We start from the raw sequence: 16,512 nt of genomic DNA on the forward strand, positions 1-16,512 counted from the left end.
TCAGGCCTTTGACTTCCGCAATGTCTCGACGACGGCGACTTCGCTTCCTGAGAATTCGAAGAGGAAGGCCCTCCCGTCTTCTTCCTCTCTTTGAAGATCCGAACTGACGTAAAAGGACTTCTTGTCCACCGTCATTCGCAGCATCGAGGCCGGGATGACCGACTTCTGCCCTAACCGCACGGCGCCATCCGTCGCGCTCATCAGGATCGGGCGCCGGACCATGAAATGGACACTCACAATGAGATTGTCCTTTTCCACCTCCGGCATGTCACAGATCTCTTTCAGGGTTTTGATAGACTTCGTCCGCATCTGCTCTCTCTCGTCTTTTCCCGATTGTACGCTTGGCAAGTCAAACCCGATTTTCGAGGCAGTAAGATGCCAAGGCCACGCCTCCTACGTCTTCACGGTGATCTCCCGCGACCGCTTGGCCAACGGCTCTGCAGCCCCCTCGTCGTTGATCAGGATGGTCTCGGTGATCTCCATCCCCCAATCATCCATCCAGAGACCTGGCATGAAGTGGAAGGTCATTCCGGGCTCGAGAACGGTGGTGTCCTCGGGCCTCAGGCTGATCGTATGCTCCCCCCAGTCCGGCGGGTAGCTGAGGCCGACCGAGTAGCCACAGCGTGCCCCGCGTTCGATGCCAGCGCGCTCCAGGGGAACAGCCAGCGCGTTTGCGATGTCGCAGGCCCGGTTGCCGGGGCGGGCCCAGTCGATGCCGCTCTCCAGCCCCTCCAGAAGTGCTGCCTCTGCGCGCTTCATCTCGTCAGGGGGCGTCCCCAGGAACACTGTCCGGCAGAAGGGCACGTGGTAACGGCGGTAGCAGCCCGCCGTTTCAAGGAAGGTCGCCTCCCCGCTCTGGAAGGAACGACCGTCCCAGGTCAGATGCGGCGCGCTGGCGTCCGATCCTGAAGGCAGCATGGGCACGATGGCGGGATAGTCGCCCCAGTTCCCGTCCGCGCCGGCGATGGCATCCCGATAGATCTCCGAAACCAGGTCATTCTTGGCCATGCCGGGCTCGATGCGCTCGATGAACCCGTCGACGATCTTCTCGGAGATGCGCGCGGCCCGCCGCATGAAGTCGATCTCGACGCCTGATTTCACGCGACGCTGCCAGTTCACGATGTTGGTCGCGTCCTTGATCTCGGCATCCGGCAGCATTTTCAGGAGTTCTTCGTGCGCCTTGGCGGAGTAGTAGAAGTTCTCCTTCTCGACACCGACGACGCCGCCATCGAGGCCCAGCGCCCGGATGTGCTGGGCGAGGTCCTGCATCGGGTGGATCTGGGAACTCTGGATGAAACGGTCCGGGTAGCCGACCACGTGATCGTCGGACATCCACACGGTCAGCAAAGCGCCGTTGGCGTCCATCTTGCGACCCCACCAGATTGGCTCCTCGTCGAAAGTGATCAGGACCCCCTGGTGAACGTAGAACGACCAGCCATCGTAGCCGGTCAGCCAATTCATGTTCGACGGGTTCGTGACGTACAGAAGATCGATGCCAGCCTCGTGCATCGCGTACCGGACCAGTTCGAGCCGCCTGCGATACTCCGCTTCCGGGAACGCGGTGAGTTTGGTGCGCATGTCGATCTCCTGCCTGATGTCTGTCGCTCGATTGTGCAGTGTCGCAGTTTCCACAGGATTTCGACAGGCGCCCGACGATCAGAAGCGCGGACCGGGCGTCCCAAGGGTCTCGAGGGCCCCGAACAGGTCGGCGTCAATCTCCGCCGCGGGGAAGTTCCGAGCGACACTGTTCACGACATCCTCGATTTCGTCGAGGCCCACGTCCCTTTCTTCGTACCCGGTTACCAGGACATCATCCTCGTCGGTGGTTGGGAAGCGAAGCAAAATACCAACGGAAAAGGTGGCGGCCTCTTCGATGCAGTCGGCCGGTTCGAAATTGTCCTCCTCGCCAGGAACTGCCGCATAGAGCGGCGCCACCGCTTCAAGCTTGGAGTACGTGCAGACCGTGAGCCCTTCGAGATCGTCACCCAGTTTCGCCTTCAGGTCATCGACTTCCCAGCCGAAGAGAATGCACTCGTTGGCGATTTCTTTCGGCGTCCATCCAGTGGATGGATCATAGACCCCGCCGGTCTCGGTTTTCAGGATGTACGTCGGCCCGTTCAGGAGCCGGTTGTCGTACATTGGCGACCATGTCACCTCCGGATCGCGTCCTTGCATCTGCATAATCATCCTGAAAAGGAACTGCTCGCGCTGGCTCCAGACATCCGGGCGATCCGTGGTCTCCACCGTGAATGAGTGGTCCAGATGTGCCTTGATCGAAGCGAATTCGCCGTCCTGCGTGCGCGGCGCGAACCCTGATATCGTCAGATCAGCCATGAAAGAGCTCTCTCCTGAATTGTCTCATGGCCCCGGAGCGCCCGGAGCATCGTCCGGGTCCAATGACATGATATCCACCTGAGGTTCCGCGCCGGGGTAGCGGGAGTCGAACCGAAACAGCACGTTGGCGAGATCGGCCGGATTCCGGTCCTCGATCTCCTCGATAATCGTGTGGTTTTCCAGCGTGTACGGATAGGTGATCTTCACCGTCGCATGGAAGACGGTGTCGGGCCCAATCTCGTCGGCCGGCTCGGCTTCGTCGGGGCCGTCGGGTGTCGGGTCCATGTGGATCACGTCGATCTCCAGGGCCGAGTACTGGGTCGGCATGCAGTCCCCGGAGCGGAGGCACTCTACCGCAACGTTCCGCACGTCCTCATCGGTGATCGCACGGTCCTTTTTCTTCTGGAGCGCACTCCGCATCTTTTGCCAGCCGGGGCCGTCCGGGTCTTCGAGATCCCATGCGTTCAGAAGGCAGCCCGGGGTGATCTCTTTCACCGGCGCGAGCAACGAGATATCGAAGTACCCCCCTCCGTCCGCGTGCAACACATAGGTATCTCCATTCAGCGTCGGGTCCGCGTGATGGGTCGTCCAGAGGACATCGTCCAGTTCGGCGAACTTGCCCAGCTTGTCCAGGAGGCGATACTCGCGATCCGACCAGAGGTCCGGGCTCTTCGACTGTTCGACCCTGAGTTGGCCCTGACCGTCGATGTCGATTTTCAGGAAGTTCCACTCGCTATCCCTGGGAACGCGGTGTTCTGTTTTCGATGAGCTCATTTCCTCAACCTCTCGTCTCTCTTATTTTGGTGCCGGCAGGCCGGGATCCGTCGAGACCTCGTCCTGGAGCAGCGCGCCCGGGTAGTCGCGCTCGATGAACTCACGGACATGTTCGAAGTCGAGCAACTCGACGCCCCTGTAGCTTTCGACCTTCCACACAGAAGCACCCCGGCCCTGAAAGCCCATCTCTTCGACGCTGACGACAGCATCGAAATGGCTTCCGCCTTCGCGGAGCGCGAACTCGGCCGTCAGCCGGGTGTGAAGAACTTCGTGGCAGCCCTGGATCGCTTCCGCAGCCATCTGGACAATTTCAGGACCCGAGACCTCTTCTCGCGTTCGACGCATGAGCTCGGGCCTCATGCGCGCGAGCCCGGGCAGCATACCGCCACGGCCTTCCATGCTTAGCGCCTCGAGATCCCATTTGTTGAACAAGCATCCGGCGTTGAGCTCGTCGGTGAAGGCGACCCGGTTCGCATCAAAGAACCGATCACCATTTTTCAGAATGAAGGTGTCTCCGTTGAGGCGCGGGTCATGCCTGTATCGTCCCCAATGCACATCCAGGTCGGCATGAAAGATCCGGGCCAACCTCTGAACGGCGTGCTTTTCCCTAGTGGAATGGATATCCGGGAAATTCGACACGGGAAAATCGAGAGCATCTTCCACAGCTTTCAGGCTGATTTCCACAAACTCACCGTCCTCGTTGCGAGGAACGTAGCACAGGGATTTGAGGTGCATCACGGACGGACCTCCGGCGCTTCTTCGGGCTCCAATTCCGGTGTCACCAGCGCCAGAACACTGCCAGGGTAAGACTGTTTGACCGAGGTCGCGTACATGCTGAAGTAGTCGGCATCGAGGCCTTCGTGTGCTTCGATGACATCGGACGCCCCGACCTGCTCGGGACATCCCGACATGTAGTCCACGCGGACGATGATGTTGAATTTGCTGACCTCTTCCTCGGAAGCGGCCGGAACCAGTTCTCCTTCGACATCGGGGTCATCGGTCATCTGAAAGACCTCGATCCTGATATTCGAGAACGGCGTCACTTCCACATCCAGATCGCTGAACCGATCACCGAAAACAGCCTCGGCCTCGAGCCGGGTCATGACGCAGGTCTCGTCGACCGTCGGCACGAAGCAATCGGAAGCCGGATCGTAAAAGCGGCCTTCCTGGTCTTCCAGGACGAAGGTCTCTCCGTTGAGCCGCTTGTCCTTGTAATGCCGCCCGAACGTCAGGTCCTCGGACCCGATCAGTTTCTGAACGTCGGAGAAGTCGTGCAGAACCGGCTCGCGGGGTCCGACCTTCGTCGTCAGGATCGTGTTCTCGTCCTTGCCCGTCTTCACCCGGTAGTACATGCCCTCTCCGTCAAACACGACGTAGCTCAGGTCACGAGACCCGGTGGGCCGTTTGGCGGGATTCAGCATGTTGTTGCCCTCCAAGATTGTCTGAATGAGATCTGGTTCCAGCGACGCATGTCAGGCCGCCAGGAAACGTTCAGCTTCCAAGGCCGCCATGCAGCCCATGCCGGCCGAGGTGATCGCCTGGCGATACTGGTGGTCGGTCAGGTCCCCGGAGGCGAAGACGCCCGGGATCGAGGTCGCCGTGCTGTCGGTCTGGAGTGCTTGGAGGTCGCCAACTTACCGAGACTGAAATCCATCCGTGCACAAGGTACTCTTGCAGGCATGAGCACCTTTCTCGCCGAAACGTCATTCTTGGTCCGGTCCCTTTACGCAGGACCGGACCAAGGTCATGGACCGTTCCGAGCCCCCCGGGACGGGGGCGTGGATGCAGAACCTGTCCGCGCGGGAGCACTGAATGTGTAACCGACCCCATAGACCGACTTGAATGGCGCCTCCAAGTGGGCCTGCTCGAGAATTTTTCGTCGCAACCGGCTGACCACCGCGTCGAGGTGTCGGTTATCGAAGTGGGTCTGCCGGTTTGATACCAACCGCGCCAGGTCTTCTCGCGCCAGTGCCTGGCCCGCGCTTTCGACCAGGGCGCTAACAAAGGCATTTTCGGTGCCCGTCAGGCTGACCTGCAAACCTTCGGGCGAAGTCAAAACCCAGCCAACGGGATCGTGCAGCCAGGCGTCCGGGCCGGGAGCGTCTTCGCGGTGCATCCGGCGCAGGAGGCTCTGAACGGCCGCCGCGATCTCGCGCAGGCTGCTGTGCTTGACCAGGTAGATGTCAGCCCCGCTCTCGAACCCGCGGACACGGCTTTCGGTATCGCCATGCGCTGTTAGCATGATGATACCCGAGTTAATTGTTTCGCGCGCGGCGAGAGCGATGTCGAACCCGTCCCCATCGGGAAGGGAGATGTCGAGGATCAGTACCTGAGGTGGCGGCTCGTGTTTCAGGAGTGCCTCGAGGTCCGCGCGCGAACCAACGCCAAGCGCCTCGAAGCCCTGCATCGAGAGGTAATCCACGAGGTCACCGCGCAGAACCTCTTCGTCCTCGACAACTACGATACGGTTCATGTGCCTGCCTTCTGAATTTGCGGCGTTCGGGCTACCGACTGGGTCTCCCTATCAGCGACTGGCAGGCGAACGCTGGCAATCGTTCCGCCGCCCGGACGCGATGCTATGGTCAATGTTCCGCAGTGATACTCGACGAGCTGAAAACAGGTATGAAGGCCGAGTCCGTTGCCCCGCGTCCCGCGGACGTTCGAAGCTCGGAAAAAGCGCCGGCCAATGTTGTCGAGCTCACGCGGCGGGATCCCGACCCCCCGGTCAGAGACTCGGATATTGAGCAAGTTGGACCGCGTAAAGACCGCGATCTCGACCTGCGTCTCGCCGGACGAGTATTTCAAAGCATTGTCGACGAGGTTGACCAGGACGGTGCTCAACATCTCAGCATCGGCGCGATAGTCAGGAACATCCTCGACCATGGTGAAGTGCAGCCGGTGACCTTTGCCAACTCGGTCGAAATGTTTCTGCACCTCGGTCGACATTGCCGGCATGTCGAGGTCCTCGAGCTCCACGAGCCCCTCGGTCAGGCGCTCTGTCGCCAGGAAGCGGTCAATCAAAAGGGTCATCCGGCTAACCGAGTCTCCGATGCTGTCCAGTCGCCGACTGACGGCCTCGGGCGGATCGGTCAGCACCTCTCCCAAGATCTCGCTGGCGTAGCGGATCGCGGCCAGCGGCGTGCGAAATTCGTGGCTGACCATGCGGGTCAGCTGGCGCTGGTCCTCGCGCGCTACCTTCTCGGCCTCCAACGATGTCGACAGCTCGCGTTCCAGCCGGCGCCGCTCAGAGATCTCCTCGGCAAGGGCGGTATTTCGGCTGCGCAAGTCCATGAAAAGCCGCATGCAGACCATGATGAGCAGGCATATGAAGAAGCCATTCATGAAAAACAGCCCCATCAGGAAATACCAGCCATTGACGTCGGAGAGGATCGGCCCGTTCGAAACGGTGGCCGGCCTGATGTAGACGACGGCACTCTGCACGACGCTCGTCGTGATGTAGAACCCTAGCATCCCGATGGTCATCCAGCGAACGAAGCGGGGCTGGTTCCGTTCGCCCAGTAGGGTGCGGATCATCATGCCCATGACGACCGTGGTGAAGAGGGTCGAGAGGTGGATGCGCAGGCCCAGGTCTGCAGGAGCCCAAGTCAGCGCGGCGCTGAATGCCAGCCCGAAGACCGCTAGGCAGGCCAACCCAAAGCGCACGCAACCGGGCCTGCCCAGAAAGCGCGCCATGCCTTCGGCCAGAAGGACGAGGCCAAACTTCACCGTCATGTTGTCGAAGACAATGTGGAAGGGCATCGGTGTAGTTCCGCGTTCGAGAAGCAACAGCACGCCTAGCGCGATGGCCGTGAACCCAGCCGCGATCACCTTCAACTCGTAAAGCTGGCGCCACGACAGCCAGATCAGCAGCCATGCGATGGCCTGCAGCGTGGTCGTGCTGAATTGCACGAGAAGAAGTGTCTCGAGATCGAGCATGGCTTCTGATGACGCAAGGGCATGCATGGGCGCAAGTGTCTTGGGGCTTCGTGGTGTGGTTTTTGCCAAGGACCTGAGATGGAGAGAAGATTTGGTCAGAATTGATCAGAATTGGTGGGTGGAGCGGTGCCTGACCCGGCGTGTACCCAAGGCGTGTGACGCGCGGATACGCCCCAGTGTCAGCCGGCTGGACAGGCCGGTCCGGGCCCGTGTTCCACAAGCGCTTTGCTCCGCGTCTGGGATCGCGGCATGGCGCGTAGTCAGGGATAACCCGAACGGGGAGAACAGGCATGGACGCACAGGACGCTATGACGCGCGAGGCCGCCGTGCCGGCCTTGCTGGAGCAGCTCGCGGCCGAGGACCGGTCGCGTGTTGCGGCCCGGCTGCGGATCAGGGACCTTGCCCGCGGCGAGGTGCTGACCGAGGCGGGCACACCGGCCCAGTCGCTCTTTTTCACGCGTCACGGGCAATTCCGGGCGGGTGAGACTTTCTACGGACCAGGCCGAATGATCGACGCCGAGGCCTTCTTCTCGCGCGGCATTCATCCGGATACAGTGATCGCCACGCGTACCGCACAGGTGTTCGAGCTTGACCGACCGAGCCACGACGCGCTCCTGGCGGAGGTGCCGGGCCTCGCGCCGGCATTGTTGGAAGGATTTGCAGGTCAGGTCCGCACGGCCGGGGCGCCGCAGGCGCGCAGACCCTCTGTCCTGGTCGTGCCGCTTTGCGCCTTGGGCCAGCGGGTGGCATTCCTGTCGGCGTTGCGCAATCGCATGGCCTCGACGGAAACGCGGCTCTTAGAGGTTCCGCAGGACGACGCTACCGACATTCCGTCCTTCCTCGGTGCGCGCGCGGCGGAGGGCAGACAGGTTGCCTTCCTAGCCGACGATCCCGGCTACCGCCGGCTGCAGTCGTGGATGGATCATGCCGACGAGGTGATCATCGTGACCGAGGGGCGGGCAGCTGAGCTGCGCGATGAAGCGGTCCTGCGCCAGCTGCTCGCGGCCTTCCCGTCTGAGCAGCGCCGTCTCGTGCGGCTTCATCCGGAACGACAGGGCGTCGTGAGCGGCACCGCCGAATGGCTGGCAAAGATCCCCGCCGCGATGCATCACCATGTCTGCCTGAAGGACAACGACGACGTCGACGCGCTGCTGCGCTTCATCACCGGCCGCGCCGTGGGCCTCGTCGGCGGTGGCGGTGGCGGACTGGGCGCGGCCTACAGCGGGATTTGCCGCGCGCTTGGCGAAGAGGGGATCAGTTTCGACTACTTGCTGGGAACGAGCGTGGGCTCGTCGATGCTGGCCGGACTGGCCTACCTCGGAGACCACAGAACGCTCAGCGAGGGTACAGAGTATATTTTCGTGCGCCAGAGAAGCTTCAAGAAATTCACCCTGCCGCGCCATTCCCTTCTCGACCACAAGACGTTCGACCGGGCCATGCAAGACACCTACGGCGCCGCCACGCGGATCGAGGATTGCTGGAAGCCCTACGCGGCCATCGCGACCAACGTTTCTGCCCGCCGGACCGAAGTCATCCGGACGGGGCCGCTGTGGCAGGCGGTGCGAGCCTCGACGGCCGTTCCATGTGTCCTTCCGCCCTTCGTTACCGACGACGGCATGATGCTGATCGACGGCAGCATCATGAACGACGCGCCGGTCGACGTGATGCGACAGATCAAGGCGGGGCCCAACGTGGTGGTTCATTTCGGACGACCGGGCGTGCGACGCATGAAAATCGACTACGACGAACTACCTGGGCGTGCTGGCGTGCTCCGGTCTTTCCTCCCCGTGCGACGGCGGCGTCGCTCGGCGCCCGGTATCCTCAGCATGCTCTACCGCACCATGATGGTGCACCAGACCTACGACATTCGACCCGAACCCGGTGACCTGGTCCTGAATCCTCCTTCTTTCCCGGGCGCCTCCATGGTCAACTTCGACAATCACAAAAAGGTCACCGCCGAAGCCTACGACTGGACGTTGAAGGAACTGGCGACCAGACACGCCACGGGGCAAGACAGCGCCCTCCTGCGGGCGGGCAGGGCGGCCTGATCTATTTCGTCACGGCACGCGAGGCTCACCTTACTCCGGCACTTCAAGGACCGGGTACCGGGCTTGGTTCGGGCTCGACTTTCTCCATCCCAGGATAGATCTCCGCGATCTGCCCGATGTAGTCGGGGTACTTTGCGACCGGGCAGTTGCCGCGCTCCGTAAGGACCTGGGTTTCGATGTCAAAATCAGGATATTCGACGAATACGGCCGCACCGAAGACCGTAGCCTGGTGGCGCTCACAGAGGTGGCCCAGGTCGTTTTCGTCGACCCAGAAGAAGCTTTTCTCGAACCGCAGGCTGGAAAAGTGGCTCACATCGACCTCGTCCGGGCTTCCTTCGGCGGCCTCATCCACGAGATGAAGGCCCTTCGATTGCCGCACCGCCTCCTCGGCAGCTTCCCGGCTCTCGAACAGACAGTCAGTGTCCAGGTCGAGCTGAACGTCGTCCGTCCTCGGGTTGTAGACATGCCCATCACCGCACATCGCGATGAAAGTCGGCCCGTTCTCGCGTGGGTCGCCATGGTAGTCTCCGAAGAAGAAACCGCCAGGACTGGGAACGTACTTCCTTGCCTGGTCCCGGGTCAGAACCTGCGGGGTGTCCGGGCTAGGCTCCGCGGCTTTCTCCTCCCCGGGTAGGCCGATCTGAACGTATTCGCCGTGCCGGTTTCTTGGAGCGAGCAGCTCGCTTTTCTTGGCCGTGTCGACGGGTGCAATATCCATTGTGGAAACCTCTTCCTGAAATTTTCTGGTCAGCCAAATCCTGGCACAATCGCGCGTTCCGGTTCCGGCTCACGGAAGGCCGGCTCCATTCCGGGAAAGTACTCGGCGGTCTCGCGCAGGACCATGGTGACATGGTCGACCTCGAATTCTTCGTTGACCTCGACCTCGTCGTACTCGTTGTCAGTTTCGTGGTAGCGCACCTGCACCCTCAGATCGGCAGTCACGGCCTCGGAAATGAGCGTGGTCACATAGGCGTCCCCGTTCTCGTCCCGCGCCTGCAGCTCGACTTCACCGACAAGGCTGGAAAACGCATGAACAGACACGCCGCCGGTTTCCCGAAGTGATCGGAAGTCCTCGTCCTGAGCCTCCAGTTCCCTGGCTTCCTCGGCCGAAAACAGGCAGCTGACCGGCACCTCTCCATAGGTTCCGAACGCCTGCGTTGCCTTGTCATAAATCCGCCCGTGGCTGTCGCAGGCAATGTAGGTTGTCCCGTTCAGGCGCGGGTCCTCGTGGTGCACTGTCCTCCGGGTCTCCGCCTCCGGAAGAGACCCCAGGTCTTCGTCAGAAATCAGAACAGGGACGTCGGACAGGAGGCGAACCTTCTCGCCGCCTACACCAGTCCCGAAAGTGACGTATTTCCCGGTGATCCTGTCGGTGGCCAAGTAGGACAGGGTGTCTGTCTCGCGGTCGATCTCTGGAAGCGGTGCTGCCCGCATGTCTGGTCTCCTGTGATTTCGCTGGATGTGCCCGGTTCGCCGCAAGCTCAAAGGGACGGGAGTCCGAACATGGTTGGCAACGCATCGAACAGTGCTGCGGCGTCCATCCCTTCGTAGAAGCCGGCTGTCGTCAGGCCGTTGAGCTCCACGAGCTTCACGCCGTCCTCGGTTTCGACCATGTCGATCACCAGGTTGTTCTCGTAATACTCTAGGTTCTGGATCACCTCTTCGACCTTCTCCGTCATGCCGGCCGGCATCCGCTGCGCGCTGGGCTCCATGTCACCCCAGCTATAGGGCGCCCAGGTTGCGATCTTTCCGGCGACCACCCAGAACCGCCACTCGATGTTGGAAATCGTCTTTTTCGGGAAGATCACCGTGATTTCCCCGGGCTCGATGCTCTCCAGCTTCTCGTAGCTGTCGATGTTGTAGTCGTAGGCCTCCCAGGTTGTCGGGAACCCGGCGAAGGGTTTCCAGGGGCTGTTCGGCCGGATGAAGACGCCGTCATCGCCATAGAAGGATTTCAGGCAGCGAACAGCGTCATCGGTCCGCAGGTGCTGCCAGGGGAACAGGATCCCGAAGGGGTTGAGCAGGAGATCGTTCGGCAACTGGGCCGCGTAGTTGCTCCAGGAGAGCTTGAACCTCGAAGCGACCACCCCGCTCTGGATCGTCGGGATATTCAGGTTCGGCGCCTGCTGCGCCAACCGGATCGCGGTGAAGCACATGACCGGCTCGCCCGTGCCCAGCGCACTCTTGAACAGCGTCCGTTCAATGTCCCGGATCGAGTCCGAGAAATGCATGGTGTCCAGCCGGTGCGCCGTCCAGCCACGCTGCGCGCACAGATCCTCCACGGGTTGCCCGCGGACGATCTCGTCCTGGTATACGATGTGCATGGTGTCTGCTTTCTTCTGTGTTGGATAGCATCTATCCAAATAATCCTTGAAATGGAAGGCCCTCTTGCCCGTCATTTCAAGGATTTCCGATGCCAGTCACGGCACCGGACGTCCCGGCCTGCAGTTGGTGAGCCACTTGTCCGACTTGCGTTCAAGGGTGTCTCGGAACCGCTCGATAGAAAGCGACGGATCTTCCGTTTTTGCGGCCACCAGAAGATCGTGTACGCACATATCGAGGGCCGCGGCAACTTTCCCGGACTTGTCCTTCAGTCCGTCGGCCCCCAGAGTTCTGAATTCGCGGCTCAGGTCGGACACCACTTCCGCAACGCCGGCGACGCCAGCCTCGACCAGATCCCAACCCCCAGGCTGGATGGAAACCAACTCCAGATAGGACCGGATACGGTTCTGCACACCCAGCCGAACGTCTTCGTCCGGAAAGCTCTTCCAGACGAGATCGGCCAGGCAAATCATGACGTCGGCGGCCTCCCCTACCACGCCATCCTCGTCCGGTTGCTTGGAAATGTAGCCGGAAGCGATGTTGACCTCGTCGGCCAGTTCTCCGAGTTCCGACAGCGTGGCAAGCACGACCTGTCTCTGCGTCCGGTCAGCAACGGCGCTGGAGACCGGATCGGTGATGGCAAAGAGGGTGCTCGGAGGTTGAATAAATACCATTCTGGGTCCTTGGCTGAATTGGAAAGAAAAAGGCGCCCAGCGCATATGCGAGGGCGCCCTCTTGAAGAGTTGTCCGGTCCGCCCGCTCACATGGCCATGGCCGGCGCCTGCTCCATGTCGCGAACCTGCTCTTCGACGGCCTCGATCATGGATCGCGGCGTGTCGTCGGACATCTTGAGGCCGTCATGATGTACGAGGTCGGCCACCATCTCCACGGCCTCGTGGAACTGATCGGTCGTCTGGGTGGCCCCGTCGGACGTGACCTCGAAGGTCTCGGCATGTTGGATTTCGTCGATTGCGACCTTCTCATTGCGGAAGTTGGTGATCAGGCCGCGGGCAGAAACAGTTGTCATCGCTGGATTTCCGTCACTTTTCGTTTTGCGAATTTGGCCGACATATCCTTCTGAACTGTCGACCGCTCCCTCTATCCAACTATAGGATAGAAAAGGACTGTTCAAGACATTTCTTGACCAATCCTTGCTCGATCAAATGAGCAACGGAACGCAAGCGACACGGGTCATCCTGACTGCATCTCCATGCTGGGCTTCCGCTTCAACGAGACTTTCGGGCGCTTCGGTCGTGTCTGTGGGACCGGTGTTTTCTGGAGGTCCGCAGTGCGGATATTTTGTTGAAAAACTCGCGCTTGATCGAGGGGCATCTTGCTGATTCAATTCCGCCAACGGGCGGGAGGAATGGCGATGATGGGATCCAAGCAGGAGGCGCAGCCAGCGCTGTTCTACGAGTTCTCGCTGGAAGATCACGTCCCCCGGGATCATCTGCTTCGATCCATTGATCGGTTCGTCGATCTCAGCAGCATCCGCGCCTACCTTGCCGATTTCTACAGTCACACAGGGCGCCCCTCCGTCGATCCCGAATTGCTGATCCGCATGCTCCTGGTCGGATACTGCTTTGGTATCCGGTCCGAGCGGCGGCTCTGCGAGGAGGTCCATCTGAACCTGGCGTATCGCTGGTTTTGCCGCTTGGACCTCAGCGATCGGGTTCCGGACCATTCCACCTTCTCGAAGAACCGCCATGGTCGTTTCCGCGAGAGCGAACTGCTCCGCCACCTGTTTGAGACGACCGTCGCGCGGTGCATCGAAGAGGGCCTGGTCAGCGGACAGCGCATGGCCATCGACGCGAGCCTGATCGAAGCCGATGCCAACAAGCAGAACTCGACTCCGAAGGAGGAGTGGGATCCGGCGCAGGTCGATCCTGCTGATGCCCCGCGGGCCGTTCGCGAGTATCTTGAGACTCTGGACGAGGCAGCGTTCGGTGCTGCCAGCGAGGTGCAGCCGAAGTTCACGTCGCATTCCGACCCGGCCAGCCAGTGGACGGCCGCACGTAAGGGTCCGGCTTTCTTCAGCTATTCTGACAACTACCTGATCGACACCGACCATGGCGTAATCGTAGATGTCGAAGCCACCAGGTCCATTCGGCAGGCCGAGGTCGGTGCGACCAAGACCATGCTGGAGCGTGTGAAGACCAAGTTCGCCCTCCATCCCGAACGCCTGATCGCGGACACGGCCTATGGCAGCGGGCCGATGCTGGGCTGGTTGGTCGAGCGCAAGATTGCCCCGCATATCCCCGTTTTCGACAAATCCGGACGATCCGATGGGACTTGGACACGCGTCGACTTTGAATGGGATGCGGAGAACGACCAATACATCTGCCCCGAGGGGCATGAGCTGAAGCAGTTCCGCCGGAACTATTCCGATCCGAACCGCGGGCCAACCGGCAAGGGCACAGCCCGCTATCGGGCGCTGAAAGAGGTCTGTCAGGCATGCCCATCAAAAGCGAAGTGCTGCCCGAATGCGGATGCCCGCAAGATCACTCGCGAAGAACATGAAGATGCCCGGGAGGTCGCTCGCGAGATCGCCAAAACCGAGCAGTATGTGATCTCGATGAAGCTGAGGAAGAAGGTCGAGATGCTCTTTGCCCACCTCAAACGGATCCTTGGCCTGAACAGGCTGCGATTACGTGGTCCACGCGGCGCAAATGACGAATTCCTTCTTGCCGCAACCGCCCAAAACCTCCGCAAACTGGCCAAGATCCTTCCTGCACCGCAGCAACCGCGAAAAGCCTGACAGGAAAGGCGCACGCCCCGTGTTCTGCAATCGATATTCTGCGCTTGCGAACGGGTGTTTTTCCACAGAATCGGCTCCAGACCGGCGTCTGCACGGAGTCCGGCCATCAGACCGGCCCGACGCAGGCTTGCCCGCGTTTTTGCGATGGCCGTCTTCAGTGCGCCTTTCTGGCCGATAAAATGGCATTCTTCCTTCGGGCGCGTTTCACCGGTGTAGACCAGGCAGCGCTCGAGCATGAACTCGTGCGCCTTGGTCGTCAGGATCAGGGTCACCGGCGCCTCCGAGCCCTGCACCTTGTGGATGGTCGAAGCCCAGGCATGGCCAAGTTGTCGAAATTCCCCGTCCTTGTACTCGATGCTTTCGGTCCGTTCCGGATACTGGACCCAGAGCCGGTTCGAGGACTTAACACCCGGGGCGACCGCCACGATTGTCCCGATCTCGCCGTTGAAGACTTCCTTGTCGTAGCAGTTCTTGTACTGCATGACGCGATCTCCGACACTCCACTCGGTCTTATTGGCAACCAGGGTGTGGTCCGGATCCTCCGGGTCGGCCGGGTTGAGATGATCCTTGATGACCTCGTTCAGTCGGTTGGATCCGTTCTCACCCTTCCTCTGCGGAGACAAAACCATGATGTCGTTGGGATCTGCGATGCCGCGCTCTGCGAGCATGTCGTAAAGCGCGATGATCTTTTCATGGATAGCTTCGGTGGTGTCCGCATCCCAGAAGAATGTGTCGCGGTCGTTGAATTCCGGCATCTCGCCTTTGAGGATCGCGTGGGCGGCGGTGATGATGCCGCTCTGCTCGGCTTGGCGATGGACCACTTCCAGGCGTGACAGGGGAACGACCTCGCTGCGAATGAGATCGGCGAGAACCTGCCCCTGGCCCACGCTCGGCAGCTGATTGTCGTCCCCCACGATAATCACGCGAGCCCGGTCAGCTACCGCGTCCAGAAGGCTTCGGCAGATATGGGTATCCACCATGGAATATTCGTCCGCGATGATGGTGGTTGCCTCCAGTGGATTGGACTGGCAGTGCACGAAGCCGCCCTCAATCGGATCGTACGCGAGCAGCCGGTGGATGGTCATTCCTTCGCTGTTGGTCGCTTCCCCGAGCCGCTTCGCAGCCCGGCCGGTAGGAGCCGTCAGATCGACAGTTTCGCCCTTGTCCATGCCCAGCGCCTTCAGGATCACGGCCTGGGTCGTGGACTTGCCGGTGCCTGGTCCGCCCGTGATGATCGACACCCCATTCTCAAGGCTCTTGAGCGCGGCGTCGCGTTGCGATTGGTCCAGGGTGATCCCGAGGTCTTCTTCCGCTTTCTTGATGCGGGCAAGGTATTCCTCGCGATCCGTGTCATGGGCCCGGGACGCCTTCATCAGGCGCTGAATGTTTTTCCGGATGGCCTGCTCATCCTGGTACAGTGTGCGGTGTGAAATCCGGTCGGTTTCAGTGTCCAGAACGAGGGGTCCCCCCTCCCCCAGGGCTGCATCGATGGCCTTTTCGACCCGTTCACCGTCGGTGAAACCCAAAGAGCGCGCCCGGGCCACGATATACGCCCGTTTGACCTGCGTGTGCCCCGCATTCGCGAGTTCGGCAGACATCACGTAATCGAGCATTGCCAGATAGCGCTCGTCCGCCTCCATGTCGGCGCCCAGCGACTGGGCAATGGCATCCATCATCTTGAAGCCCACACCGCTGACGTGGCGCGCGATGGCCCAAGGGTCCCTTTCCAGCTGCTTGGTCAGGCTGGCGCCATACTCGTCGAAGATCTTCTTGATGACTGAATGCGGGACGCCCTCGACGCCGAACATCTCGAGGATGTCGTTCGGGATCGTCAGGCTCCCCCAGGCGGACGCCAGGTCGTCGGCGACCGTTTTCCTGATACCGGCGGAGACGATGGCCTCGACGTCCGTGAGCACCTCGTGAAGGGTATCCGGATAGGCGTCGATGACTTTCTGTGCGGACTTGGGGCCGAAATCATCCACCGGCTCGGTCATGACCCACCCCCGGGCCCCACGCGCCGTGATGGGGACGTCCGGACTGACACGAATGGCGTCGACCTGCGGGCGCCCTTCGTATTCCGACATCTCGCCGCTGAAAGTCACCTTCATCTCCTCACGCAGAGGTGTCGGGGCGGATCCTTTCACCGAGATCCGTCCGTTCTCCTGGGATCGAACAGCAAGGATGTAGAATGAGGTTCCACCATCGCTCTTCTGGAAGATGATCTTTTCAATGATCCCGCGATAGTGTTCCATGGTGCCTCCTGCGCCTTCGCCTGCAGAGAAGGCTACACGCTATTCTTTATGTTGACAACTATTCTTTTCGCCCTGCGGCGCCATGCTG

Annotated in this window: 15 protein-coding genes and 2 pseudogenes; 2 read left to right on the forward strand and 15 right to left on the reverse strand. The window is 60.9% G+C overall.

Annotation, left to right across the window (positions count from 1 at the left end; translation table 11 throughout):
* From SALMUC_RS06920 to SALMUC_RS06955, 9 genes and pseudogenes are all read right to left on the reverse strand, one after another.
* Positions 1–267, reverse strand: coding sequence for a hypothetical protein (locus tag SALMUC_RS06920; RefSeq protein ID WP_021119963.1), 267 nt, complete (start codon positions 265–267; stop codon positions 1–3).
* Positions 268–393: 126 nt separating this feature from the next.
* Positions 394–1,578 (reverse strand): M24 family metallopeptidase, encoded by a 1,185-nt coding sequence (locus SALMUC_RS06925; RefSeq protein ID WP_020042376.1) that lies wholly within the window; start codon positions 1,576–1,578, stop codon positions 394–396.
* Positions 1,579–1,656: 78 nt separating this feature from the next.
* On the reverse strand, positions 1,657–2,334 hold the full coding sequence (locus SALMUC_RS06930; protein ID WP_037371310.1) for a hypothetical protein: 678 nt from the start codon (positions 2,332–2,334) through the stop codon (positions 1,657–1,659).
* A 24-nt stretch (positions 2,335–2,358) separates the two neighbouring features.
* The gene (locus SALMUC_RS06935) at positions 2,359–3,108 is read right to left on the reverse strand and encodes a hypothetical protein (protein WP_020042378.1); all 750 of its coding nucleotides are present in this window, start codon (positions 3,106–3,108) and stop codon (positions 2,359–2,361) included.
* 21 nt (positions 3,109–3,129) lie between these two features.
* Positions 3,130–3,846 carry a hypothetical protein gene (locus tag SALMUC_RS06940; protein WP_156883408.1) on the reverse strand — a complete coding sequence of 239 codons (717 nt, stop codon included), beginning with the start codon at positions 3,844–3,846 and terminating at the stop codon, positions 3,130–3,132.
* Positions 3,843–4,529, reverse strand: coding sequence for a hypothetical protein (locus SALMUC_RS06945; RefSeq protein ID WP_156883409.1), 687 nt, complete (start codon positions 4,527–4,529; stop codon positions 3,843–3,845). The genes SALMUC_RS06940 and SALMUC_RS06945 overlap by 4 nt, the downstream gene beginning before the upstream one ends.
* Before the next feature lie 51 nt (positions 4,530–4,580).
* Positions 4,581–4,718: pseudogene (locus SALMUC_RS30960) on the reverse strand (thioredoxin-disulfide reductase); the annotation flags it as partial.
* 134 nt (positions 4,719–4,852) lie between these two features.
* Positions 4,853–5,581 (reverse strand): response regulator transcription factor, encoded by a 729-nt coding sequence (locus SALMUC_RS06950; protein ID WP_020042382.1) that lies wholly within the window; start codon positions 5,579–5,581, stop codon positions 4,853–4,855.
* Positions 5,578–7,044: a sensor histidine kinase gene (locus SALMUC_RS06955; RefSeq protein ID WP_198014515.1), complete on the reverse strand. Its 1,467-nt coding sequence runs from the start codon at positions 7,042–7,044 to the stop codon at positions 5,578–5,580. Before SALMUC_RS06955 ends, SALMUC_RS06950 begins: the two co-directional genes overlap by 4 nt.
* 308 nt (positions 7,045–7,352) lie before the next feature.
* Here SALMUC_RS06955 and SALMUC_RS28060 point away from each other — a divergent pair, with 308 nt between their 5' ends.
* Positions 7,353–9,092, forward strand: a complete 1,740-nt coding sequence (locus SALMUC_RS28060; RefSeq protein WP_020042384.1) for a patatin-like phospholipase family protein — start codon at positions 7,353–7,355, stop codon at positions 9,090–9,092.
* A 43-nt stretch (positions 9,093–9,135) separates the two neighbouring features.
* On the opposite strand, the gene SALMUC_RS06965 is transcribed toward SALMUC_RS28060, so the two are convergent.
* The 5 genes from SALMUC_RS06965 to SALMUC_RS06985 all read right to left on the reverse strand — a co-directional run bounded on the left by SALMUC_RS06965 (position 9,136) and on the right by SALMUC_RS06985 (position 12,441).
* Positions 9,136–9,810, reverse strand: coding sequence for a hypothetical protein (locus SALMUC_RS06965; protein WP_020042385.1), 675 nt, complete (start codon positions 9,808–9,810; stop codon positions 9,136–9,138).
* 29 nt (positions 9,811–9,839) lie between these two features.
* On the reverse strand, positions 9,840–10,526 hold the full coding sequence (locus SALMUC_RS06970; protein ID WP_020042386.1) for a hypothetical protein: 687 nt from the start codon (positions 10,524–10,526) through the stop codon (positions 9,840–9,842).
* Between the two features lie 47 nt (positions 10,527–10,573).
* Positions 10,574–11,416, reverse strand: coding sequence for an ATP-grasp domain-containing protein (locus tag SALMUC_RS06975; protein ID WP_020042387.1), 843 nt, complete (start codon positions 11,414–11,416; stop codon positions 10,574–10,576).
* Between the two features lie 96 nt (positions 11,417–11,512).
* Positions 11,513–12,088, reverse strand: coding sequence for a nucleoside triphosphate pyrophosphohydrolase family protein (locus SALMUC_RS28065; RefSeq protein WP_021119967.1), 576 nt, complete (start codon positions 12,086–12,088; stop codon positions 11,513–11,515).
* Between the two features lie 86 nt (positions 12,089–12,174).
* Positions 12,175–12,441, reverse strand: coding sequence for a hypothetical protein (locus SALMUC_RS06985; RefSeq protein WP_020042389.1), 267 nt, complete (start codon positions 12,439–12,441; stop codon positions 12,175–12,177).
* A gap of 345 nt (positions 12,442–12,786) precedes the next feature.
* On the opposite strand from SALMUC_RS06985, the gene SALMUC_RS30965 reads away from it, so the two are divergent.
* A complete protein-coding gene (locus tag SALMUC_RS30965) occupies positions 12,787–14,172 on the forward strand; it encodes an IS1182 family transposase (RefSeq protein WP_020038357.1) in 1,386 nt (461 codons plus the stop codon).
* A gap of 128 nt (positions 14,173–14,300) precedes the next feature.
* On the opposite strand, the pseudogene recD2 reads toward SALMUC_RS30965, so the two are convergent.
* Positions 14,301–16,424: pseudogene (gene recD2, locus SALMUC_RS30970) on the reverse strand (SF1B family DNA helicase RecD2); the annotation flags it as partial.
* Positions 16,425–16,512: the final 88 nt, after the last annotated feature.

The organism is Salipiger mucosus DSM 16094, from assembly GCF_000442255.1.
Taxonomy (GTDB): domain Bacteria; phylum Pseudomonadota; class Alphaproteobacteria; order Rhodobacterales; family Rhodobacteraceae; genus Salipiger; species Salipiger mucosus.